The following is a 23,437-nucleotide window of genomic DNA, read 5'->3' on the forward strand; positions in this document are numbered from 1 at the left end:
TAATGAAAATCGTTTTTATTTCCGACACTCATGGGCAGCATCGAAAACTTAAGAATCTCCCAAAAGCGGATTTGATTATTCATGGTGGCGATGTTTCAAAATTGGGAAAGGCTCATGAAGTTGAGGATTTTATCTACTGGTTTCTTAGATTAGATTATGCTCACAAAATTTTTATCGCGGGAAATCACGATTTCTATTTTGAAGATTATTCTCGCGATTTTATCCAGAAAAAACTAACTTCAAACTGTCATTATCTTTGCGATAGCGGCGTTGAAATTGAAGGTGTTAAAATTTGGGGATCACCGGTTACGCCCACTTTTTTTAATTGGGCTTTCAACGTAGATCGTGGAAAACCCATTCAGAAATATTGGAACATGATTCCCTCCAATACCGATATTTTGGTAACCCATGGTCCGGTAGGTGGGATATTAGATGGAACGACATCCAACATCAATGCAGGTTGTGATGATTTACTGAAAACGGTAAATAAAGTAAAACCCAAATTTCATTTGTTTGGTCATATTCATGAAGCTTATGGCGAAGAAAAAGTAAATGAAACCACTTTTGTCAATGGCAGTTTGTTGAATGAATATTACAATTTGGTGAATAGTCCTTGGGAATTTGAGTATCCGAAAGAATAGCTCTTTTCTTTTGCCTAAATTTGTTCAAAATGTAATAGAATGAATAGAAAATTTCTGAGAATGACCTTAGTGGTTCGGACAATTTTAAATGAGAATGGAAAGCTAAGTGTTGATGAGATTCTTAAAAAAGTGGAAAAACAATTTGAGGCTTATGCTGACATTGCTGACCTACGGTATGAAAGTTATTCCCTTTCAACGTTTAATAAAGATAAATCAGCAATTAAAGAAGCCTGGAAAATAGATCTTGAATGTGATAACCAGAATCGATATTATATCAATTCAGACTTTGAAGGCCTCTTCCAAAATGACTTATTAAATTCTACCATCTTTCTAGCCTCTTTAAATACAGATTTGTTGTTGCCGGGCTTTGTTATTCCTGAAACCAGAAAAAATACAGGCTTACGCCATTTCTATCAAATCTCGAGAGCAATTGAAGAAAAGAGCGAACTCAAAATTTCCTATTTCGATTATATTTCCGAACGAGAAAAAAATAAAACGATTCAACCCTATCGTTTGAAACAGAAAGATTTTAAATGGTATGTTTTAGCCACGGATTCGAGTGAAGTTCCGTTCAAAAGTTATGCCTTGGAAAGAATTCGTGATATTGAAACTTCAGGAAAATTTAGACCAAAAGAAATTGACTTTGTCGTACCTTTTCAATACGCAATAGGAATGTTCACCAATGAAGAAGCCGTAAAAGTGATTCTGGAATTCGACCACCGCGATGGACATTATCTGAAAGCTAACCCAATTCATCCTTCCCAAGAAGTGCTTTCAGAAGATAAGCAAACCATTCAGTTTGAGTTTTTCGTAAAACCTAATGAAGATTTTATCATGGAAATCATGAAACGAAGCTGGTCTCTAAAAGTCGTAGAACCACAGTTTTTAAAAGACAAATTCCTGGAGTATTGGAAAGCTGCGTTGAAGAGAAATAAATAGGAAAAGCCAATAACTTGTGGCTTTTCCAAATATACTGATACAGATTTAAATTTATTTAATTCTTATTTTTCCAATTTATTCGAATATTATTAGAATTAAAATTTGGAGTATTGACATCTTTAATCATTGCCATATCTTTAAATTCATCGTAAATTTTTGGAAACTCTTTAGATATATAATTTTCCACATGTTGTAGTAATTCTTGTTCTTCCCCAAGTCTTTTCCCAAAATATTTTATCAATTTATTTTTTGGTATCAAAAAAGAGTTTAATGGATGTATTAATCTGACAAAGTGTGCTTTTATTTTTTTTATACTTTCATCATCAAATTCTGTATTTAAATCTATTCTTGTATTATGGTCGTTGCTCCAATCATTTCTATCAGAATTAACTATAATTCCACTAAAATTGCAAAAATTCACGGTGTGTAAATGTGAAAGTTGCCATCCGTTTGCGTTAAATTTAGAGTTGGTAATAATTGCTCCTTTATTTTTGTAGAAAGATAATTCTCTTTCTTCGTTTGTTGTTATAAAAGCACATATTAGTTTATTTTGATTAAATAAATTTTTTAGGTTTTCCATCGAATAGCTTAAATCAAAAAGTTTCATTGCATTAAATAACATAACAAATGTATCATCACAGAAAGCTATATTCAAATTTTCCTTTTCAAAATATATTTTAAAACCTCTTCTAAGACTATGATAATTATCTTTTGATGCGGTATTATAGTTTCTCAAAAAAAATAAATTTTCCTCTTCAATATATGATTTTATAGTATTATGAATTTCTCCAATTGTTATTTTATTTTCAAATTGATTTTTAATTAATTGATCAACTAGATCTTCATACGAGTTAGCACTTCCTTTTTGCACTTTAGGATAGGTGTGTTTTTTTACTTCGAAAAATTTTTCCATAAGTTTTCTTTTTCTAAATATATATTTTAACTCAAAATGTCCAGCTAAGAAAAGGTCTTATCTAAATCTAAAACATTACCCGTTGCGCACCGATAATAGAAATGTTCATTATAAAAGCAATCTCTGCCACTTTTTGTTATAGTAATTTCTAAAAATTGACGCCCCAGCAAACTTCTTTTTTTAAACGTAAAATGATCCTGTTCAAATGGGTAAGATAAAGGAAGTAATAGCTCCATGATAAAAGCCATTCCCTGAACGAGATGCTCATCTTTTTTATCGTCCATCGCTTGGTTTTGACCGAAAATTATGGTTCCTCCCTCGGTATTTAAGAAGGCGCAGCTGCTTTCTAAGAGCTGCTCCAGACTTTCTTTTGCGCTAACATTACCTATAAAATCTATTTTTTCTAAAGACGTTTCTTTAATTCGATTAAGTTCCGCCATTGATTGCAGTCGTTTTGCTGTACCTGCGAGGTTCGCTTTTTGGTTGGCGTCAGATTTTATTTTTAATAATTTGAAATATTTCTCTTCTGTGTTCTTTCCCAATTTTAGTCGATTCTTATCCCGGGTCGATAGGTCGAAATGCCCTCCAATAATGTAGAGAGTCTCAGCTTGATCTACAATGCCGAATTTATTGACATCCTCATTGATTCGCATATAAATTGCAATTCCCCGATCATACTTTTCGGGATTTTTATAAGTGATTTTACCAGAATTTTCATCGATTTCAATCTCGTTTTCACTTTTTAAATATCCGATGGCTGCCTCATAATACTCAAATGCATTTTGTCGGGCAGTCAAAATGTTTTCATCAGTAAATACTTTTTGATATAAAGTTTTTAAGCCGGCTTTGTTAGTGACATACTGCGTTTTTACAACGTAACTCAGGAGCGGTTTTTTGGTTTCCATAATTCTTATTTTTAAATGATTTCGATAATGTTTTGTAATTTCTGGTCAATAGCCGGCATGTCGGTCAGGTCGGAAAAAGTGGTATTTTCATCAACTTCTTTTACGCCATTTTGATCTCTGATATACAGTTTGCCTGTTTTCGAAAAGGTGAGTGCGCAAGAAACAGGATCGTGCTTATAAACATAAAATTTAACTCCCTCAATTTCTACAGCAGTATGAAATTCATATTCATTTTCAGGCGAAAAAGTTTGTACCAGTAAATCAATGACAGCCGTTGCATTTTTATGAAAATGTTCTGGTACAAAAAGATATTTAGTAATGATAAACGTATTTTGAAAGGATAAGAAAATCCTTTCAAGCGCTAAAAAGGAGTTTGTATTTAATATTTCCTTTTGATAATTATTATTTTGATCAAAATATAATTGTTTAACTTCCTGTATTTTCAGTTTTTCGAAATAATTGAGGTTCATATTTTCGTTTCTTTTGCGCACGAAAGGATTGCCACTGCTTTCTCTTTCTTCATTTTTAATTTTAATGACTGTTGATCTGGAAGGTTTGTCAGATTGATTTTCGATCAAAGCGAAAAAACCGTAGGATGCTATTTTTTGGGAGGGACTTCCATGACGGTGCCGATTGAACACCGCATTTTTTATAATGTAATTGTTAAATGTGTATTTAATTTTACATTGAAGAATTCTTTCAAAATTGAGAATTCCATTTTCTTCTGCATAAATGGAACTTTCCAGATTAGTAATTTTTTTTAGATCTGCACTGACTTCATTATCAAAGTCCCAAATTTCAATGATTTCTTTTTCCACCGCATCCCTTAAAACTTTGGATAAGTAAGAAAGCGCTTCATTTTTTGCTGCTTGTGGTTCTTGATGTTTAAAAATAGCTGTTTCCAAACCTAGAAGAAGATAATGGATGGGTGGAATCTCGACCGTGTAAGTAATTGATGACATAATTTTCGTTTTAAATTCTTTCGCAAAGAAAAGCGGAGTGACTTCCAAAAACGGGTAGTCGGAAAAACAATTCGCACAATTTTTAAGTTGAAGATATTTATTGATCGTTATTTCACTTTCTCTCTACTTAAAATTTTTGCTAAAAATTTATAAACCGCCACGCATTGTCGTTCAACTTATCTATCTTTGGAATATATTGAAAGGAAATGTCATAAAAACGTGAAAACGTCTTTGTATTAACTTAATCTTAAACAAAAAACTGTAGTTATGGGAAATCTTTGGAAAGTAACCGCTAAAAGAGAAAGCGGGGAATTAGTAAAAGGAATGAATGTAGAATTACCCATTTCCGAGAGAAATGGAATTCCACGTGCAAAAGAAATTACACAAGCAATTTTGTCCAAATTCAATATTGAAGTCGGAGAAACAAGATGTACGGAAATTTATTTTGAAATTGTAAAAATTAATTAATGATGAATCAAGAAATTCAAAATTGGTCAAAAAAAGTAATTGAAAAAGTCACTCCGATCTTAGAAAAATATGACTTAGATTTTTATCCGTTTCAAGCTCCCTTAAATATTGATTCGAAAATTTTAATTCTGGGTCTTAATCCGGCTGGTTATTTTAATAAGAATATCAGACATACTTCTTTTAATAATTTTTTAACAAGTGCGGATATTTTTAGTGGGAATTCTGAATATAAAAATAGGAAAAAATGGAAAATTTATAATAATTTGATGAAATTGAATTACATAAATGAATTAAATGATAATTTTAATTATATGAATTACGTTTACTTTCCAACTCCAAAATTTCATGATATTAAAGAAATAAAAGATTTTGATATTATTGATATTTGCAAGAATTTAACTTTAGAATTAATTTCTATTTTAAATCCTGAAGTTGTTATTGTCTTGGGTACTGCTACTGGTATTGATATAATATCTAAAAATACAAAAACAATATTAAATGGCTACAAAAAGCGACTGCTAGTTCAAGGTGAAATTGGCAATATCAAAGCTTTTGGTATTCCACATCCATCTTATAATAATTATAAAGAAGAATATGAAGAGATAAATAAAGTACTAGAATTACTGCTCAATGAGAAATCTGTAATACCATATAGTTTATCGTCATTAGCAAAAACTAAAGCAAAAACTATTAAAAGAAGAGATTTTGATATAAAAAAAATAAACGCAAATCTTAAAGAATTTGGTTTCAGTTTTAGTGAATTTAAAAATAAAAAAAATATATTTCAAGCAGTTTATAAAGGAATAAATAATGACATTTTAGATTTTAGATTAGATACTTCAAAAAAATACTTTTCCTTTCGGTCAAATGAAAAAATAAACAATAGTTTGTTCGAATTAGAAGGTAAAGAAATCTATAGAAATCTATTTGAAGAAAACGCTGAACTTGAGAAAGATAGTTGGTTAGTATATAAAAGTTTTAAAAATTACAATTCTGAAAAATCCATTGAGGAACAAATTTCAAATGATTTAAAGATTTTGTTAGGAACGATAAAGGAACCACTAAAAAAATGGAATTAAGAAAACTCCAACCAAAAGACATCGACGATGAATTATTGATGCATTTCGATAACACAGGCGAGTATCCAACAGATTGGGAAGAGGTTACTTTTTTTGATGAAGAAACAGATTTAGCGGTGGTTTCCGTTGATGGAGTTTATGGAGCGGTCAACAGAAATGGTGAAACGGTAATCCCAATTATTTATGATTTTGCAATGATCAGATTTTCCGAAAGTTTACTTGCCGTGAAGAAAAATAACAAATGGGGCTATGTTGATTCTCATCACAAAATTGTAATTCCGTTCGAATACGACAATATTTCAGATTATAAATTTGAAGATGGAAAACTCTGGATGAAAAATAATTCAGTGCTTGGAACAGTAGATTATTTTTCTGAAGATAGTGTTTTTGTTTGTAAAGATGGTAAAATTGGAGTCATCAACAAGCAAAACGAAATTGTTTTCCCGTTCATTTACCAAGACATTAGTTCTTATAATGAAAAATATTTATGTGTTTCTTACGACAAACTAAGATATGGTGTCGTGGATTTTAATAACAATACAATTCTTCCTTTCCAATATGATTTTTTAAATACGAATGGAGCGTTTTTAAATTTTGCAGAAATCAGCGATAAAGATGGCTCTAATATCGACACTTCTGTAAACTTCTATAAAGTAAAAGAAGGAAAATTACTGATGCACGGAATAATTGATTTTAAAGGGAATATTGTGGTTCCCGCAATCAGCAGTGTAGCAATCAATAATTTTGTTGAAGGAAAAGCAATGTGTTTCGATTATGAAAAACAGGAATTTTTCATTTTTGACAGCATTAGTAAAGAAATTATATACGCTCCAAAAGATTTGAAAGAAAATGAATCCGAAACCGCGAAAGTCAATTTTATAAGACATTTGATGGGAATGGCACCAGTTAAATTCCCAATATTTTGAAATAAATCAATAGCAATATGGCAAAAATAGAACAAATGCTTCGGCTAAAATTTATAGAAGATTTTCTTCGAAGTAGAAAAAATAGAGGTGCGTCTTACGAAGAAATCCAGGATTATTTGGAAAAGAAATATGAGCAAGACGATATCGATTTGGATCATTTAAAATTCACGAAAAGGACTTTTTTACGCGACAAAGTAGCGATTTCCAAAGTTTTGAAAACGAATATAATTTACCGTCGTTCCACCAATACTTACGCAATTGATGACGATAACTACGATGAATTTCAAGAAGATGTTTTTGATAATTTGTTGCTTGTAGAAGCGTTTCGCAATGTGAAAGGTAAAAAAAATATCATGCTTTTTGAGCAAAGAAAATCTCGGGGTTTGCATTGGATAAACGGTTTGGTTCATGCAATTACACACCAAAAAATCGTCACTTTGAAGTACACCAAATTTTGGGAAGGCGTTTCTCACGATAAAGTTTTGGAACCTTATGCGGTGAAAGAATTCAAAAACAGATGGTATTTGTTGGCACACGAAAAAAACGATGAAAAATATTTTCTCAAAACTTTTGGTTTAGACCGGATTTCAGAGTTGGAAATTTCGCCATCTTCCTTTAAACCAAAGCAATACGATATCGAAAAAGATTTTGAAAATTCGTTTGGCATTATTTCAACCTTAGATGAAACGCCGGAAGAAATTGTACTTTCCTTTGATGCTGATCAAGGAAAATACATCAAAACGCTTCCATTGCATCATTCCCAAGAAATTTTGGTTGATAATGACAAGGAGTTCCGCATCAAACTAATATTGGTTCCGACTTTCGATTTTGAAAGAGAAATTCTTTCATTGGGAAGTTCTGTTAAAATAATTTCACCCGAAAGTTTCAGAAAATCAATGAGAAAAGAAGTGGAAGAGATGCTCATTAACTTTAACTAATCTTTCTTAACACATAAGTTTATTTTTGATGCTTCTTATTTTAGTAAGCATTAGTTCACCTTAGTTTTGAAAATCTTCGATTTTCTATCTTATGTGTTCTAAAATGTTTTCAAAGCAGAAAATCTAAATCTTATGTGACTTATGTGTTAAAATTTTATATAGTTCTATTTAAAAACTCAAACTATGAAAAACCTCTCCAAATCTAAATTCGTTTCCGGAATCCAATGTGACAAAAAATTGTGGTTTGATTTCTACAGAAAAGACTTGAAACCAGAAATAGATGATCAAACGCAAGCAGTTTTTGATCTCGGACATCGCATCGGAACTTTGGCGCAACAAATGTTTCCCAATGGAAAAGATGCAACGCCAGAAAATTATTCCAACTTAAAACCTTCTATAGAAAATACAAAAAAATGGATTTCCGAAAAAGTGGAAACCATTTATGAAGCCACTTTTAGCGCGAAAAATGCTTTCTGTATGCTCGATATTCTCCATCGGAATGATGATGAAGTTTGGGCAATTGAAGTGAAAAGCACCACTTCTGTGAAAGACTATCATTTTACCGATGCTTCTCTGCAATATTTTGTGATGAAAAACGCAGGTTTTGCTCCAGATCGATTTTTCATGATGTACATCAATAATCAATATGTAAAACAAGGCGAAATAACCACCGAAATTTTCACACTTACAGATATTACGGAACAGGTTTTGGCCAATCAAGATTGGGTTGCAGAAAACTTGGATAGATTATTGAAAATGTTGGAGATTGAGCAAGAGCCAGTGGTGGAAATTGGCGGACATTGTTCCAATCCTTTTGGTTGCGATTATGCTCATCATTGTTGGAAGCATGTTCCTGAAAATTCTGTGTTTGAATTGCGTGCAGGCAGAAATAAACCATGGAATCTTTACGAACAAAATATTCTGAAAATTGAAGAAATTCCTGATGATTTTCCCTTAACTCATTTTCAAAATCTTCAACGAAAAGGCTTGAAAAATGATGAAACTTATTTGGATAAAATTGCTATTAAAAATATCATTTCTTCTTGGGAATTTCCTTTGTATTTCTTTGATTTTGAAACTATTTTTCCAGCCATTCCAGTTTTAGATGGAACAAGACCTTACCAGCAAGTTCAATTTCAATATTCGCTGCATATTTTAGAAGAAGATGGGAAGTTGACGCATAAAGAGTTTCTCGCCAATCCAAAAGATTTTAGCAATGGCGAAAATCCTTTAAAACAAATGATAGAACAACTGAAAAAAGATTTTGGCAACACAGGAAATATTGTGACTTACAACCAAAGTTTTGAAGTCGGTCGATTGAATGACTTGGCAAAATTTTTCCCTGAAGATGCAGATTTTCTACATCAATTGGTAGATCGAATTGTAGATTTACTGCCAGTTTTTCAAGGTGGTCATTGTTATTTCCCTGCGATGAAAAATTCGGCTTCCATCAAATCTGTTTTACCTGCAATTGCTCCCGATTTTACTTATGAAAATTTAGAAGTTCAGGATGGTGGAGCTGCCAGTTCTCTGTTTCATCAATCGATCGAAAATGGAAATTTCACAGATGGAAATTTGAGAGAAAATCTTCTGAAATATTGCGAAAGAGATACTTTGGCAATGGTGCTTATTTATCAATTTTTAGTGGAGAATATTTAATATTCCTATGCGACGCAATTTGTCTGATTGCCAGCTTACCTTTACCTCAATAAAAAATTACATAAAATGGAAAAAGAGGCAGTAAGTGCATTTGAAATGCATAATAATGAAATTCTCGTAGCGATTAAATGCCGCGAAAAGGAAAATGAAGTGGGTTTTGATTATTTTCTGGAATTCACTCCAATCAGTAATGAACTGGAAAAAATCCCGACAGATCAAAACCAGATACACGACAGTTTTTACGGTGCATTTGATGAGCTGAATGAGCGTTTTCCTTGGCATGATTTTCAACCCGTAGATATTGATGAAGATTTTTCGGAGTATGTCGCAGACCTTTTGGTAGAGAAGATCAACGACAGCAACAGACTCTTTCGCAATGCGCAAAAAAAGGAGTTTGAAGAAATTTTAGGCATTCATTTAAAAACCAGAGAGGTGGAGATAAAAACGGGCATTTTTTCAATCGATGTCGAAAGCCTGAACAAAGTAACCGACTATGATTATCAGGAGTTTGTAGATTCTTACGCGCAAGAGATCGGGCAGAAATTTAAATTGCTCAGCACAGTCGAAAGATGGGAAACCTTCAATGCGGAATCTTTCGAATTTGTGGGCAATATTGAAATCGCCGGAAACTCCGTCATTCTCAAAGACAGTGATGGTGATATCCGATATATCTTAGCTGCTGATAAATATAAATTCACGGTTGATCCTTTGACATATAGTGCTAAGAAATGGGAATGGGTTTCGGTGAGAAAGTAGCTTTTAATAAGGATGGAAGTTTTATTTAACTAAACCTTAAAAAAATCGTTAATTTTTCTTAAATTTCAACTTCTAATAAATAATTTATCAATTCAATATTTACTTCCTAATGAATCATATTTCCACCCTACTTCAGGAAATGAACCTGGAGCAAAAAAAAGCTTTCGTTCAGATATTAGGTTTAAAGCAAAATGATGATAAAGAAATTGTTTCTAAAATCTCAAAGCTTTTACTTCCGGCAAAGGGATTGTTTCAGGATCCTTTAAATTACAAACAGTTTATTACTTCTATTGCTGAAAAGAATAATGAAAACATTGATTTTTCCAAAGGAATTCTTCATGCTGAAAGAGAACTTTATTTAGAATTATTTCAAAACGAATTTGAAAAATTAAGTCAGGAAGAAAAAGACAAAATCGTTGAAGAGCTGGGAAAAGCGGGATTAGATAAAAATCAAATTGCTTCCTTAAGCGGAATTGGTGCGTTGGGCGCAGCTCAACTCTCTGGCTTTGGTATTTACATGTTAGCAAGTTCTACGGTCGGTGCCATTACTTCTCTTTTGGGGATTACGCTTCCCTTCGCTTTATACACCGGAATGTCTTCCGCTATTTCTTTCGTCATAGGTCCTGTCGGTTTTCTGGTAATGGGTGTAATGCTGTACCGCAGTTTCAAACATGTTAAAAGCTGGAGTGAAGCTCAGGAAATATTGCTGGCAAGTTGGAATGAATTGGGAACACTCGTAAAAGGTGATTTTGCAAAAGGAACGCAGATCTTTAAATACATTGCGGCCTCCCGAATTGTTTTGGAAACGAATTATGCCAAGGAAATTGAAGAAAATGAAAATAAAATAGAAGCTTTTGGTAGTAAGGCGGAAAATTTAGAAAACGAATATTTAAACTTGGAGTCAAAAATTTCTTCAGTTGAAAATGAAGTATTGGAAATGAAATCATCAGTCAGTGATCTTAAAATAGAAATACTTCAACTGGAAAAACAAATCAATAATATCGGTTTAGAAATTTCGGATAGTGAAGCAGAAATGAATAGTCTTAAAAATAGTCAGACAAAGATTGAAGATGAAAAGCGCTCTCTACTTTCAGAAACCAATAGCATCAAAATGGAATCTACTCAGCTCAATGAAAAAATAAAAAATATTACTGAATAATCTTTAAACATAAAAATATTACTGTCCAACGAAATTTTTGCAAAAGATTTATATAAAATTATTACCAAAGAAGATGTCGATAAGGCAGTTTCATATCTATCGAAAGGAAAACACAATTTGATAAATTCTACCAAATATGATGTGCTTTTACCAAATGGTAACACGCTTCCGCCCAAAGAATTGATGAGATGTACAGCGGAGATAATGGGATACAGTTTGAGGGAGGATGGTTTTGCTGGTGGACAGGTTAATATTCCCTTAAAAAACTCGGTTTTAAAATTGTCGACAAGAAAGGAAATCCTATTTAATTCCTAATATCAGAATTCAACTTTAAAAAGAAAAATGACTCAATCAAACATCAAAAAACTCGAAATAGAACTTTGGGAAGCCGCAGACGAACTGCGTGCGAACTCTAAACTCACGGCCTCTGAATATAAAGATCCTTTACTGGGATTAATTCTCCTGCGTTTTGCAGAAAATAAATACGAAGAAGCCAAAGAAAATTTAAGCCAGACTTTACCCATCAATCCACGGACTAAAGAAAGACGCGAAGCCACCAAAGAAGATTTTGCGGCGGCAGGTTCTATGCTTTTGCCCGAGAAAGCGCAATATACCTATCTGGCTTCTTTGCCCGAAAGTGAAGATCTGGCAGAAGCCGTAAATACCGCCATGAAACTCATCGAAGCGGAATACGAAGAACTGGCGGGAATTTTACCTAAAAATTATCAGGATTTAACGCCTGAAGATGATTCTGATAATAATTTGATGGCAAATCTGATTCGGATTTTTAATTCCGATTCGGTGCGGAACGCGAAAGGCGATGTTTTCGGTCGCGTCTATGAATATTTCCTAATGAAACTCTCCATGATGGGAGCTGGTGCGCAGGAAGGTGGCGAGTTTTTTACGCCACCATCTTTGGTACAGTTGATCGTGAATTTTATTCAGCCGAATCACGGGATTATTCATGATCCGGCGTGTGGATCGGGTGGAATGTTTGTGCAAACCGCGCATTTCATCAAAGACACCGAAAATAAAAGTGTCAACGAAGCCATCACCGTTTATGGTACGGAATATAAATCGAACACCACTCGTTTGGCGAAGATGAACTTAGCCATTCACGGCATCGAAGGGAAAATTGCGAATAACAATTCCTTTTATTCCGATCCGTTTGAACTGTTTGGCAAATGTGATTTCGTGATGGCGAATCCGCCTTTTAATGTGGATAAAGTAGATGCGAAAAATAAATTTCTGGCAGAAGATCAGCGTTTGCCTTTTGGTGCGCCTTTAACGGGGAAAGGAACGATTGGGAATGGCAATTATCTGTGGATTCAGTATTTTATGTCTTACCTCAATCCGACCGGAAAAGCCGGTTTTGTAATGGCTTCTTCGGCGACAGATGCTGGAAATGCAGAGAAACGCATTCGGGAAGAACTCATCAAAACGGGCAATGTGGACTGTATTGTTTCCATCAGCAACAACTTTTTCTATACGCGTTCTCTGCCCTGTCATTTATGGTTTTTCGATAAAGGAAAATCGAACAGCAACCGCGACAAAATTTTAATGATCGATGCCCGAAATGTCTATCGGAAAGTAAGCACCACCATCAACGATTTCTCGGAAGAGCAGATGGAAGGTTTAACCGCCATCATGGCGATGCATCGTGGCGAAGCACCCAAAGTTGCCAAAGATAATGCTTGGTTCAACGAACATTTCCCGGATGGAAAATACCGCGATATCGAAGGTTTGTGCAAAGTGGTGACTTTGGACGAAGTCGCCGAACAGGATTACAGTTTAACGCCGGGAAGATATGTAGGTGTTAACATCGATATTGATATGGACTTTGATTACAAAAGCCGCATGGAAATCTTGCACAGCGAACTGGCAGAACTGAATACCGAAGCCAACGATTTGATGAACCAAATTCAATCTTTTAAATTATGAGGGAAGGTTGGAAAAGTATGAGGTTAACTAATTTTGTTTGGTTTCAAAGAGGATTTGATTTGCCACGAAATAATTTTGTTGAAGGAAATGTGCCAGTTTATGGATCAACATCAATTTTAGGTTATCACAATGTTTCGAAAGTAAAAGCACCCGGAATTTTAACTGGTAGATCTGGTACATTAGGTAAATTTCAATTTGCAAATGAAGATTTCTGGCCTCATAACACATCTTTATGGGTTAAAGATTTTAAAGATAATGATGAAAAGTTTGCATATTATTTATTGCAAACTTTAGATTTTACATTATTTAATTCTGGAGGAGCAGTACCCACTCTAAATAGAAATTTATTAACTGCATATATTGTTAATATTCCGCCAATTGAAACCCAGCGAAAGATTGCTTCTATATTATCGGGTTATGATGATTTGATAGAGAACAACTTGAATCGCATCAAAATTCTGGAAGAAATGGCACAACAAACCTACGAAGAATGGTTTGTGCGGATGCGTTTTCCGGGCTATGAAACTGCGGTGATGAATGAAGAAACGGGTTTGCCGGAAGGTTGGGAGAAGAAATGTTTTGGAGATATTACAGAATCTATGCAATACGGTTACACAGAATCTGCAAGTACTGAAATAATTGGTCCTAAATTTTTAAGAATAACTGACATAGTAGGTTCAAATATAAATTGGGAAACTGTGCCTTATTGCTTAATTAATGAAAAACAGAAACCAAAATATCTTCTTAATAGCGGCGATATAGTTATCGCGCGTACAGGAGCAACAGTTGGCTATGGAAAAAGGATTAATCAAAATTGTCCAGAGGCAGTATTCGCATCGTACTTGATTAGATTAAAATTAAAGCCTGAGATTGATGATGTTTTGGTAGGTATTTTTGTTGAGTCCAATTCTTTTGTTCAAATTGTTCAGAATATGGCAGGAGGTGCTGCACAACCCAACGCCAATGCTCCGATATTGAGAAAAATTGAAATGATAGTTCCATCTAAAGAAGTACAAGATAAATTCAGAAGCATTGTATTAAAACTAAAGGATTCACAACAATTGCTATTAAATCAAAACCAGCGATTACGTGAGGCGCGTGATCTTTTGTTGCCGCGTTTGATGATGGGGATTGTGGAGGTGTGAGGAAAAATGAATTTAAAAAATAAAAAACATAAATAATTATGAATGAAACGGGTCTTAATGAACTAGAATTGATAGCCATACCAGATTTAATGGAAAGAAATTTTTTCATTCCAGATTATCAAAGAGGTTATCGATGGGAAGAAATACACATTTTTCAATTGCTTTCTGATATTTGGGATTTTACTAATAAGAATAGTGGAGATTTCTACTGTTTACAGCCAATTGTAGTAAAAGAATTAGACCCTACAATTGTTGCAGAAAATGAATTAGAATCTAAATATGATAACAACAGATGGTTTGAAGTAATTGATGGTCAGCAAAGATTGACTACCATAAGACTTATTATTCAAATGAATAATATTATAACCCCTATTTCTAAAATTAAAAACTGCTACAATCTATTTTATCAAACGCGGCCAGAACTTAAAGATGTTTTTGAAAAATTAAGTATTATTTCAGAAGATGATAATTTAAGTGTAGCAGTTGATAGAACAAGTATCGACTCGTTTTATTTAACATCTGGCTTAAAGCATATCGTAGATTGGTTTAATCTACCAGGGAAAGATTATGAAAAAAGAGCAACAATGCAACAGTTTCCAAGTTTTTTTTCAGTGTTTTTTGGGCAAAAATCTTCAGCAGATTCTCAAAGGCAAGGTAAGTCTACACAAGTAATTTGGTACGAAGTTAATCAAACTGAAAAAGACAGTGCGTTAGATTCTAAAAAATTGTTTAATAGATTAAATGATTCCAAAATTCCGTTGACTAATTCTGAATTGATAAAAGCATTATTTCTCTCAGAAGACAGTAAATTTAAATTAGATTATCTACTAAGCAATAGTGCGAATGAAGATTTGCAAAATACTGCATTGAAAATTGATAAAGCTAAAAAACAAAATCATATTTCCAAAAAATGGGATATGATTGAACATTCTTTGGGAAGTCCAAGATTTTGGAATTTTGTAACCAATAAAGACATAACAAAATACAGTTCAAAAATTGAATTGTTATTTGATTTAGTTTCCAAAAAGTATATTAAGAATGAAAAATTTAGTGATCTAAATAAAAATGACAACTTATATACTTTCTTATATTTCGACCGAAAAATAAGAAAAGGTAGTGATTTATGGGAGATTTGGATGCAAATAGAACTTTATTATGAAACCATCTGCTATTGGTATGAAGACCGAGACCTTTACCACAAAATTGGATATCTTGTTTGTATCATGGGAGATACCATTTTGATAGACTTATTAGCCAAAGCATCAACACAGAATAAAAATGATTTTTTAAAACATTTAAAAAGTGTAATTACAGGAAGTGTAAGTTTTGATTTGGCAACAATAGATTATGTAGCAAATTATGAAGAGATACAGCGCATTCTTATCTTGTATAATGTAGAAACGGTTCGCAAATTAGAAAGTTTAGATTTTTATCCTTTCCACCTTCATAAAGAAATGAAATGGACTTTGGAGCATATTCACGCCCAGAATTCTGACAACTTAAATAAAGATGAAAAAAAATCTTGGTACAATTGGATTGATGAGCATATTCCTGTTTTATCACATTTTACAACAATTGACACTATTTCAGATAAAAATAAATCTGAACTTCAACTAATATTAAAAAGTTTAGGAACACAGCGTGAAAATTCCAAATTAGATTTCTCAACATTTTTAAATGAATTTAATAGAGTTATTAAATTTTTAAATTTAATAGATACATCAAGCGGTTTAAAAAATAAAATTCATTTGCTTTCAAATATGGCATTACTTGGAGGTTTAGAGAATACGGTTTTAAGTAATTCTATTTTTGAAGTAAAAAGAAAAGAAATCCTTAGAATGGATGCAGAAGGAAAATATATTCCACTTTGTACAAAAAATCTATTTTTGAAATACCACAATGTAAAAGATGAAAACTTTCTTAATCAGCAATTATATTTTTGGAGTGAAAATGATCGTAAGAATTATTTGTCGCACATAAATTTAATTTTAAGCGAGTATCTTGAAATAGAAAATCTCTCGCCAATAACAGAAAGCCTAAAACCAGAATTAGTAGAAGAATGAAAAATAGAAAATACACTTTTTGGTCACTACTGCAAAAAGGTAGGATCGTAATACCGCAAATTCAACGAGATTATGCGTATGGAAGAGATACAGAAAAAGCAAACAATGTTAGAAAAGATTTACTAAATGCCATGTTTGATGCTCTTAAAAATGATACAGCCAGCATAGAAGAAACCCTTGTGGTAGACTTCATTTATGGAAGTATTTTGAAAGATAAAAGTATGACACCGATTGATGGGCAACAAAGATTAACGACTTTATTTTTACTTCATCTTTATGCATCTTTAGAAAATGGACTTGTTAAAAATAAAGAGTTGTTACTGTTTTCATACGAAACAAGACATTCTGCAAATGAGTTTTGTAAATCTTTAGTTAATGATTTTATTTTTGATTTAGATTCCAGTAAAACTATTTCAAAACAAATTCAAAATCAAGCAAAGTTTTTAAATTCTTACAACGATGATCCAACGATACAATCAATGTTGGTTGTTTTAGATGCTGTACACGATCAATTTTATAATGTAGATAAATTATGGGAAAAACTTACTCAGCAGGAAAGAATAATATTTTATTATTTAGATCTAGAAAAATTTGGACTTACTGATGATTTATATATAAAGATGAATTCTAGGGGTAAAAGTCTCACTCGCTATGAGATTTTCAAATCTTCTTTTGAAAAGTATCTTGAAGAAAAATTTCCAACTTATAAAGAAGAAATATCAAATAAGCTAGATGTTCAATGGACAAATATGCTTTGGAAAGAAGATTGTAAAATTGATTCTGGTTTTTTAAATTTATTTAAAAACATATTTACAATTAGATATTACGTACTAAATTCTGAAGCAAAAAAAATTGAGGATGCAGATAAATGCTTTCGAGAAATGCTTGCTACTGAAGAAGATTTAAAATTTTTCATTCAGTTTTTAGATTCATATTATAATCTGTATGACAAAGATAGAAAAGGAATCAGCGAATACTACAATAATTATTTCTATCATTCTACCCAAGCATTGGGTAGAATTGACTTAATTAGAGTTTTTTGGCAAGGTGATGAAAACCTTTTTATAAAAGCAACTACTTCTAGCCTACGTTATGCTGAATTAATCATGTTCTACGCATTAACTCTTTCATTGCAAAACCCGGTCGATCAAAATGTTTTATTTTTTCGATTTAGGCAGTTGCGAAATTTAATTTCAAACAGTGGTTTTGAAATGAGACCCGAAAATATGCATAGTTTCTTATTACATGTAAATGATCTTATTTTATTCGGAAAAATTCCATTTGATACCTTTAATCAAAATCAAATTGATGAAGAAAATTTAGAGGAGAAATTAACAGATACAGAGAATGAGCTTTTAGCTTATGAAAACCACGATATTCTTCGCGGTTCCTTATCACTTTTTATAAATCATAAAAAACAAAATTATCATAGTATATTAGAGAAGTTTGTTGAGGTCTTCGATAATGGTTATAAAGCAGAAACACCATTAATAAGAAAGGCTTTACTTTCAACTGGTGATTATTCCAATCGTGACAAAGATGTACGCAAAAGATTTTTAATTCACAAGAGTGATGCTTGGCGAGATTTCTTTACAACAAATCAAAGAAGATTCGAACAAGAAAATATTGTTAAAACGTTAGATGAAATAAATATTGGAATAGATCTAAAACAATCACTAGAAAATACTTCTGCTGATTATCTAAATGTATCTAATAAAGACTGGAGGTATTATTTTATTAAATATGATAATCAATTACATTACGCTGAAACTCAGGGTTATTATTTTTGGAAAAATCGAACCGAGAATCCTTTAGAAGTAATAATGCTAAATAGTAGTATGGAATCTTCCACTAATTTAGAATGGAATATTTTCAATTGGATATTGTTTGACAATAATAGACAAATAATTCATTTGGATTATCATGGTGCTTCGAAAATGCTTTTGCTAAAGGCAGGATTAACAATGGATGCAAACCAAAAAGGTTTTAAAATAGAAATAGCAAATGAGCAAAATAATTTATTTGATAATTTATTGCATGAAAATTTAGTAACTGAAGAAGGTTTTTATAAAGTCGAACTTGATGAAGATTTTATTGAAAAAGGTCAATTATTAATTGATAAAATAGAATTAATTTTACAAGAAATGGTAGTTTTAGATTAATTGTTAAACTGTATTATATGTCCTACGAATACTCAGAAGACGCACTCATAGAGCAAGCCACAGAAGAAGTTCTCAAAGAACTCGGCTGGAAAGTGGTAACTGCGTGGCAAAATGAAAGTTTTGGCGAGCAGGGTTTGTTGGGTCGGGATAACAAAACGGAAGTGGTTTTTGGAACGGTATCTTTTGGCAGCTTTAAAAAGATTGAATCCCGATTTGCCCGAATTGGCTTATTCCAGAGCCATTGAAAAACTGGTGCAGCATGAAGCAGATAAAACCATTGCGCAACATAACAAAACCAAATACCAGTTTCTAAAAAATGGCGTAGAGATTTCGTTTGTGACCGCAGAAGGTAAATCGCAAAAGAAAACTTTAAGAATATTTGATTTTAAAGATTACCACAATAATGATTTTCTGGCGGTTCGTCAGTTGGAAGTCAGTGGAGAATTGCATAACCGACGTCCAGATGTCATAGGTTTTGTAAATGGAATTCCTTTGGTTTTCTTTGAATTAAAATCGCATGCAAATGATTTAAGATCTGCTTACGATGATAATTTTAAGGATTATAAAGACACCATTCCGCATTTGTTCTACCACAATGCTTTCGTAATTCTGTCTAATGGTACTGATGCAAAAGTTGGTACGATTACAAGTCCTTATAAATATTTCCTGGACTGGAAACGAATCACGGAAGAAGCGGAAGGGATAGTCAGTTTAGATACCATGCTGCGTGGAACTTGGGCTCCTGAAAATTTGATGGATCTTTTTGAAAACTTTTTGCTGTTCGATGAAAGCAATTGCAATATTGTAAAACTGATGGCTAAAAACCACCAGTTTATTGGCGTTAATAAAGTGCTGGATAATGTTTCCAACATCGAAGACCTCGAAGGTAAGTTAGGAGTTTACTGGCATACGCAAGGTTCGGGTAAAACCTATTCTATGGTCTTTCTGTGTGAAAAAATCCACAGAAAATTTGGTGGTTCCTACACTTTTTTGATTGTAGTGGATCGCACCGAACTAGAGAATCAAGCTTATGATACTTTTTCTGGAGTAGGAGTGGTAAACAATAAGAACGTAATTGCCGGCAAGAAGAAAGGCATTTCTGGTCGAGATCATTTGCGGGAATTATTAAGTGAAAACCACCGCTATGTTTTTTCTTTAATTCATAAATTTTCCATTGATCCGAATATAGAAACAGAATATCCATTAATAACCGACAAAAAAAATATCATCGTTATTTCCGATGAAGCACACAGAACGCAAGGCGGGAAATATGCCAGAAATATGCGTTTTTTTGGTTTGCCAAATGCTTCTTATCTAGGTTTTACTGGAACGCCGATTATCAAAGATGAAGAAGAAGTAACCAAAAATATTTTTGGAGAATATGTTTCGGTTTATGATTTCAAAAGAGCGATTGAAGATGAAGCAACACTTCCGTTGAAATATTTGAATAGAGGGGAAAAATTAAATATAGAAAATCCAGCTTTAGATGAGCAAATGGCGGAAATTTTGGAGCAGGAAGATTTGGATGAAGATCAGCAGAAAAAACTGGCTTATTTATTCAAACAAGAGTATCCTATTTTAACCGCAGAATCAAGACTTCGTGCTATTGCAAAAGATTTGGTGTGGCATTTCAATGAGCGTGGTTATCAAGGTAAAGCAATGTTTGTAGCACTAGACAAGCCAACCGCAGTGAGAATGTATGATTTCGTGATTGAATATTGGCCGGAGTATTTGGCAGAATTACAGCAACGCATTACAAAAGCCGCTGATATTCAGGAAGAGCAGGAATTACAGCGCAAGTATAATTTAGTAGCTTCAACCGAAGTTTGTGTCGTTATCAGTTCGGAGCAAAATGAAATGGATAAATTCAAAAAAATGAATTTGGAAATTGAACCGCATCGTCGCAGAATGGTAGAACGTAATCTGGAAAAAGAATTTAAAGACGAAGAAAATCCATTTCGATTGGCTATTGTTTGTGCCATGTGGATTACAGGATTTGATGCACCCTGCGTTTCTACTGTTTATCTAGACAAACCTATAAAAGGGCATACTTTAATGCAAACCATCGCGCGTGCAAACCGTGTTTATGATGATGAAAAAGAAAACGGACTGATTGTAGATTACGGAAATGTGTACCAACAATTAGAAAAAGCTTACGCCATTTATGGAGAAGGACAAAATGGAAAAGGAAGCGATGATGGCAAAGCTAAAAAACCATTTGAGGAATTAAAGGCAATGGCTGTCGAAATTCAAACAGCTATTGAAGAGGTGGTAAGCATGCTGAATGAGGAGAATTTTGATTTGAATATTTTAATAGAAGCATCTGCAATGGGAAAAATTGCAGCTGTAAATAATGCAGCAAATGCAGTTTGCAGAAATGACGAATCGCGTGCTAAATTTGAAATTGCTGCTCGAAATGTTTTTAGAAAATACAAAGCACTTTTCCCTGAAAAGCAAGCCAAAAAATTTACGAAGCAATACAATGCAATTGATGCGATTTATAACAAACTCAATCAGAAAACAACAAGCGCAGATGTAACAGAAATTATAATGAAACTGCAAGCTGTGGTGAATGATTCTATAATGATTGATGCTGTTTCTGAATCCGCAAATGTGGTTATAGATTTATCAAACCTGAATGTAGATGAACTGAGAAAGGCATTTGAAAAAGTACAAAGGAAAAATGAATTGGTTTATGATTTGAATAAAGCAGTTGAGCAGAAATTAGAACAAATGCTGAAAGAAAATCCTTTGAGAATGGAATTTTATGAGCGGTACAAAGAAATTGTTGAAGCTTACAATAACGGTAAATCTGAAACTGAACTCAAAAGAAGTTTTGACCAATTGACGGAATTTGTGAAAACGCTTTCGCAAGAAGAAAAGAGAGCCTTTTTGGAACAATTAGATGAACCCACTTTGTCTATTTTTGATTTATTAATTCAAGATAAACAACTGAATGCTGCAGAAAGAGAACAAGTGAAAAAAGTAGCAGAAAAAACATTATTAATATTGCAGGAAGAGAAACTTAATATTCCCAATTGGAAAGAAAGCCGGGAATTGAAAGCAGGTATAAAAACTACCATTTACGACCAACTTCTTTGGCTACCTGAAACCAAATATACTGATGAGGAAGTAAGCATGAAAAGTGTTGCAGTTTATCAGCATGTTTATAGTTATGCTAATTTTCAAAATAAATAAATTGTATCATCCTTATAAAATTGTTTATCTAAATTCTCTATGACAAAAATGTATGTCTTCAAAAGAAAGTGTACTTTTTCTTAGAGAGTGTTTTCTGTTTCAAATATAGAATTTAAAGTTTAGTTTTTTGCTTTTAAAAAGAAAAAAAATTAGGTTTCGATTAATTTTCTTTTGTAATATTCCTTTTTTCTTCTTTTTAGAGTTTCAGATTTTATCTGCTGTCTTATCTTCAAGACTTCGGGCTCTTCCAAAATACACATCCGCTGGAGTGAGATTCTTCAAAGATTCGTGATAACGCTCATTGTTGTAGCGGTTTACAAACACTTCCAAAGCGGCTTGCAATTCCTCCGGACTGTAATAATGATGCAGTTTCACCACATTTTTCATCGTCCTGTGGTAGCGTTCAATCTTGCCTTGTGTCTGTGGATGAGCGGGTTTTCCGTGGATTTGCTTCATGCCGTGATTATCGTGTAAATAATCCTTTAATTCCTCGGTAATATAGCAAGAACCGTTGTCCGATAGAAGTTTCGGAACTTGTCCTTTTCTTAAACCTGCTTTCTTCACAGCTCGGTCAATCGTTCTTTGAACATCATTCACCTTCATATTTCGGCACAATTCCCAATGAACGATATAGCGGCTAAAATCGTCAATCACCGTGCTTAGATAGTACCAGCCCCAACCCAGAATTTTAAAGTAAGTAAAATCCGTCTGCCACATTTCGTGAACAAAATTGGTTTTACCCTTAAATTCATTCGAGGCAGAAATCAGGATGTGCGATGGAGCCGTTATCAGTCCTCTTTTCTTTAAAATACGGTAAATACTGGATTCTGAGATAAATACACCCTTCTCATCGGTGATTTTATGAGCCAGTTCTCTGCTGGAGAGTTCAGGATAATTCAAAGCGATTTTTACCACCAGATTTTTCTCTTCTTCAGGAATGCTGTTCCACTGCCTTCTGCCAGAAGAAGGGGAAGAATGAAATCCCGCTTCACCTTTCTCAAGGTACAGATTATACCACTTGTAGAAGGTGCTTTTGTGAATGCCAAGTTCCCTGAGCGTCCTGTTGACGCCGATTTCACTACGGGTAACCATTTGGATGATTTCCAGTTTTTCTTCAGGTAACAACCTCATATACTTTCTGTATTTTTCGGTTATTCCAGAATTTCCAAACTTTTTTTTACAATGTCGTAGCGGATAACGAGGTCGGCGACCGTCTCCTTGAGTTTTCGGTTCTCTTCCCGAAGCTGAGAGACTTCTTCGGAGGTTGCCTGGCGAACAGTATCTCCCGAGAGTTGCTTTTTACCAGCTTCAATGAACTCCTTATTCCATTTGTAGAAGGTAGATTCCTGAATAGCGTGCTTGCGGCAGAGTTCGGCAATGGAGGTTTCAGCCCGAAGGGCTTCCATCACAATGAGGATCTTTTGTTCCGCCGTGAAAATCCTTCTGGTTTTTCTGCGGATGTCTTTTAAATAATTTTCAGGATTACTGATTGGTTTTTTGGCTGTCATAATAAATCAAATTTAATTATTTTTTTGTTCTGTTTATTATGAAAACACTATCTTAGTTCTGAACTAAATCAGTAC

General features: G+C 33.3%; 19 protein-coding genes and 1 pseudogene. 16 read left to right on the forward strand and 4 right to left on the reverse strand.

Features of this window, described 5'->3' with window-relative positions:
- Positions 1–2: 2 nt before the first annotated feature.
- Entirely contained in the window at positions 3–641 is a 639-nt protein-coding gene (locus PUH65_RS12185) for a metallophosphatase domain-containing protein (RefSeq protein ID WP_305520272.1), read from the forward strand.
- 39 nt (positions 642–680) lie between these two features.
- Complete coding sequence (locus PUH65_RS12190; protein ID WP_305520273.1) at positions 681–1,580, forward strand: WYL domain-containing protein; 900 nt, start codon at positions 681–683, stop codon at positions 1,578–1,580.
- Positions 1,581–1,635: 55 nt separating this feature from the next.
- Here PUH65_RS12190 and PUH65_RS12195 read toward each other — a convergent pair whose 3' ends face one another.
- The 3 genes from PUH65_RS12195 to PUH65_RS12205 are packed head-to-tail and all read right to left on the reverse strand — an operon-like array spanning position 1,636 to position 4,360.
- The gene (locus PUH65_RS12195; protein WP_305520274.1) at positions 1,636–2,493 is read right to left on the reverse strand and encodes a hypothetical protein; all 858 of its coding nucleotides are present in this window, start codon (positions 2,491–2,493) and stop codon (positions 1,636–1,638) included.
- A gap of 44 nt (positions 2,494–2,537) precedes the next feature.
- A complete protein-coding gene (locus PUH65_RS12200; protein ID WP_305520275.1) occupies positions 2,538–3,398 on the reverse strand; it encodes a helix-turn-helix domain-containing protein in 861 nt (286 codons plus the stop codon).
- A gap of 11 nt (positions 3,399–3,409) precedes the next feature.
- Positions 3,410–4,360 carry a hypothetical protein gene (locus PUH65_RS12205; RefSeq protein ID WP_305520276.1) on the reverse strand — a complete coding sequence of 317 codons (951 nt, stop codon included), beginning with the start codon at positions 4,358–4,360 and terminating at the stop codon, positions 3,410–3,412.
- Positions 4,361–4,627: 267 nt separating this feature from the next.
- On the opposite strand from PUH65_RS12205, the gene PUH65_RS12210 reads away from it, so the two are divergent.
- The 14 genes from PUH65_RS12210 to PUH65_RS12275 all read left to right on the forward strand — a co-directional run bounded on the left by PUH65_RS12210 (position 4,628) and on the right by PUH65_RS12275 (position 21,854).
- Positions 4,628–4,828: a hypothetical protein gene (locus PUH65_RS12210; protein WP_305520277.1), complete on the forward strand. Its 201-nt coding sequence runs from the start codon at positions 4,628–4,630 to the stop codon at positions 4,826–4,828.
- The gene (locus PUH65_RS12215) at positions 4,828–5,907 is read left to right on the forward strand and encodes a uracil-DNA glycosylase family protein (protein WP_305520278.1); all 1,080 of its coding nucleotides are present in this window, start codon (positions 4,828–4,830) and stop codon (positions 5,905–5,907) included. The genes PUH65_RS12210 and PUH65_RS12215 overlap by 1 nt, the downstream gene beginning before the upstream one ends.
- Positions 5,898–6,833, forward strand: coding sequence for a WG repeat-containing protein (locus PUH65_RS12220; RefSeq protein ID WP_305520279.1), 936 nt, complete (start codon positions 5,898–5,900; stop codon positions 6,831–6,833). Before PUH65_RS12215 ends, PUH65_RS12220 begins: the two co-directional genes overlap by 10 nt.
- A 17-nt stretch (positions 6,834–6,850) precedes the next feature.
- Positions 6,851–7,771: a WYL domain-containing protein gene (locus PUH65_RS12225; protein WP_305520280.1), complete on the forward strand. Its 921-nt coding sequence runs from the start codon at positions 6,851–6,853 to the stop codon at positions 7,769–7,771.
- Positions 7,772–7,954: 183 nt separating this feature from the next.
- Entirely contained in the window at positions 7,955–9,430 is a 1,476-nt protein-coding gene (locus tag PUH65_RS12230; protein ID WP_305520281.1) for a DUF2779 domain-containing protein, read from the forward strand.
- Between the two features lie 66 nt (positions 9,431–9,496).
- On the forward strand, positions 9,497–10,186 hold the full coding sequence (locus PUH65_RS12235; protein WP_305520282.1) for a hypothetical protein: 690 nt from the start codon (positions 9,497–9,499) through the stop codon (positions 10,184–10,186).
- Positions 10,187–10,295: 109 nt separating this feature from the next.
- On the forward strand, positions 10,296–11,345 hold the full coding sequence (locus PUH65_RS12240) for a hypothetical protein (protein WP_305520283.1): 1,050 nt from the start codon (positions 10,296–10,298) through the stop codon (positions 11,343–11,345).
- A gap of 117 nt (positions 11,346–11,462) precedes the next feature.
- Complete coding sequence (locus PUH65_RS12245) at positions 11,463–11,660, forward strand: hypothetical protein (protein WP_305520284.1); 198 nt, start codon at positions 11,463–11,465, stop codon at positions 11,658–11,660.
- 27 nt (positions 11,661–11,687) lie between these two features.
- On the forward strand, positions 11,688–13,286 hold the full coding sequence (locus PUH65_RS12250; protein ID WP_305520285.1) for a class I SAM-dependent DNA methyltransferase: 1,599 nt from the start codon (positions 11,688–11,690) through the stop codon (positions 13,284–13,286).
- Positions 13,283–14,431 carry a restriction endonuclease subunit S gene (locus PUH65_RS12255; RefSeq protein ID WP_305520286.1) on the forward strand — a complete coding sequence of 383 codons (1,149 nt, stop codon included), beginning with the start codon at positions 13,283–13,285 and terminating at the stop codon, positions 14,429–14,431. Before PUH65_RS12250 ends, PUH65_RS12255 begins: the two co-directional genes overlap by 4 nt.
- 38 nt (positions 14,432–14,469) lie before the next feature.
- Positions 14,470–16,494, forward strand: coding sequence for a DUF262 domain-containing protein (locus PUH65_RS12260; RefSeq protein ID WP_305520287.1), 2,025 nt, complete (start codon positions 14,470–14,472; stop codon positions 16,492–16,494).
- Positions 16,491–18,656 carry a DUF262 domain-containing protein gene (locus PUH65_RS12265; RefSeq protein WP_305520288.1) on the forward strand — a complete coding sequence of 722 codons (2,166 nt, stop codon included), beginning with the start codon at positions 16,491–16,493 and terminating at the stop codon, positions 18,654–18,656. The genes PUH65_RS12260 and PUH65_RS12265 overlap by 4 nt, the downstream gene beginning before the upstream one ends.
- 17 nt (positions 18,657–18,673) lie before the next feature.
- The gene (locus PUH65_RS12270) at positions 18,674–18,901 is read left to right on the forward strand and encodes a hypothetical protein (protein ID WP_305520289.1); all 228 of its coding nucleotides are present in this window, start codon (positions 18,674–18,676) and stop codon (positions 18,899–18,901) included.
- Complete coding sequence (locus tag PUH65_RS12275; protein WP_305520290.1) at positions 18,858–21,854, forward strand: type I restriction endonuclease subunit R; 2,997 nt, start codon at positions 18,858–18,860, stop codon at positions 21,852–21,854. Before PUH65_RS12270 ends, PUH65_RS12275 begins: the two co-directional genes overlap by 44 nt.
- Positions 21,855–22,003: 149 nt before the next feature.
- On the opposite strand, the pseudogene PUH65_RS12280 reads toward PUH65_RS12275, so the two are convergent.
- Positions 22,004–23,362 (reverse strand): annotated as a pseudogene (locus tag PUH65_RS12280) (IS3 family transposase).
- Positions 23,363–23,437 lie beyond the last annotated feature (75 nt).

The organism is Kaistella sp. SH40-3 (assembly GCF_030686865.1).
GTDB lineage: Bacteria > Bacteroidota > Bacteroidia > Flavobacteriales > Weeksellaceae > Kaistella.